Annotated in this window: 2 protein-coding genes; both read right to left on the bottom strand. The window is 44.8% G+C overall.

Annotated elements, in window-relative coordinates:
* Positions 1 to 34: 34 nt before the first annotated feature.
* A complete protein-coding gene (locus tag DP116_RS28235; RefSeq protein ID WP_169158248.1) occupies positions 35 to 505 on the bottom strand; it encodes an efflux RND transporter periplasmic adaptor subunit in 471 nt (156 codons plus the stop codon).
* 168 nt (positions 506 to 673) lie between these two features.
* On the bottom strand, positions 674 to 1,443 hold a 770-nt coding region (locus tag DP116_RS28230; protein WP_281357492.1), incomplete at its 5' end, for a group II intron reverse transcriptase.

The following is a 1,443-nucleotide window of genomic DNA, read 5'->3' as shown; positions in this document are numbered from 1 at the left end:
ATTACTCAAATTATTAACCGAATCACCCCTCAATTCAAGGCTGACAGACTACTAGTACGTTCTGTCCTTCTTTCAACTTGCTTTTATCCTCAAGTGCTACCGCTGCCTTAACTACTATAGGGGCATCACTAGGGACTATTTGCGCGATTTCCTCTCCTGGGCGTACAGTTTGACCAGAATTTCGCAGATTTAGTTTGGAGATAATACCGGTTGCTGTGGCAGTAATGGCAGTCTGGCTGAGGTCGATTTCCACTTGTTGGAGTTCGCGGGCGTCGCGTTCTCGTTGTTTGTGAATTTCAATTTGTTGCTGGATGAGGGCTTTACGTTCTTTGTCTAATGTAGCGAAGCTGACTTCCCCCGAAGCTTTTTCTTGGGCAATCCGCGACTCGGCGATCGCCACTTCTGCATGACTCGGATTCAGGGCAGAAGCGGCGCGTTGCTGTCTAGCTAAAGCTGCCGAAACTGCTTGTTGTAGACGCGAAATTGTTTGTTTTTGCGCCTCCACTGCTTGTTCTTGTTGGTCAACAGCGAGTTGTGCTTCCTCGAATTGATTCCAAGAAAGAGCTCGAACTTTTGCTACACTCTGAGGTAGAGTCGAGAGGGGGTATTATCCCCCGTCCCTCTCTGTTAGAACCGTACGTGCCCGTTTCCGTGCATACGGCTCCCGATGTTCTTACCTTGCGGTTTTGCTCACGTGGATATAATCGTGACAGCTTTCATGTACAGCTAGCAGATTTTTCTTCTTCCAGTTGTTGTGATTACCATCGATATGGTGTAGATGCACTCGTTCTTCACTAAGCATCTTTAAACCACAGTGACCACATGCATGGTTTTGCTTTCTTAAAGCTCTAGAGGTTTCACCGTCGTAGAGTCTGCTATTTCGCTCACTCCAGTAGGTGAGGTCTCCGTCATAAGGGGATTTATTTCCTTTAACGTTGACGTATTTGTTTTCGGAGTATGGGACTGCTGGGAACGCCTTATCTAGTAGTTTCTTACTAGTGTATCGGTTGTTCTTTGCTTCCTTGTTGAACACTCTAAATGTTCTGAGTTGGATATGGTATAGAGAGTACTTATCCATGTCACAGAACTTATGATAGTTCCTCCATCCTCTAACCAAGGGAGCTAGTTTTTCAGCTTTTACCTTGGAACCATAGTTCGAGCAGTTAACGATGGCTTTTACTTTCTGACGGAATGCTTTGTAATTGTCCTCCGAAGGGACACATCTAAATTTTCCGTTGCTTTGCACTTTGAAGCGCCAACCGAGGAAATCAAAACCATCTGTCGATGCAGTAATCTTTGTCTTTTTCTCGCTGATATTCATTCCTCTGTCTGCAAGGAACTGGTTTATTTTTCCAAGTATTTCATCTGCATTGTCTTCGGGTCTGAGTATTATAACCCAATACGGTTCAGTTAAGGCTGAAAACGTTATTGAGGACACGAAAA

This window comes from Brasilonema bromeliae SPC951 (genome assembly GCF_012912135.1).
In the GTDB taxonomy this organism is placed as follows: Bacteria; Cyanobacteriota; Cyanobacteriia; order Cyanobacteriales; family Nostocaceae; genus Brasilonema; species Brasilonema bromeliae.
This window is presented reverse-complemented; position numbering and strand designations above follow the sequence as displayed.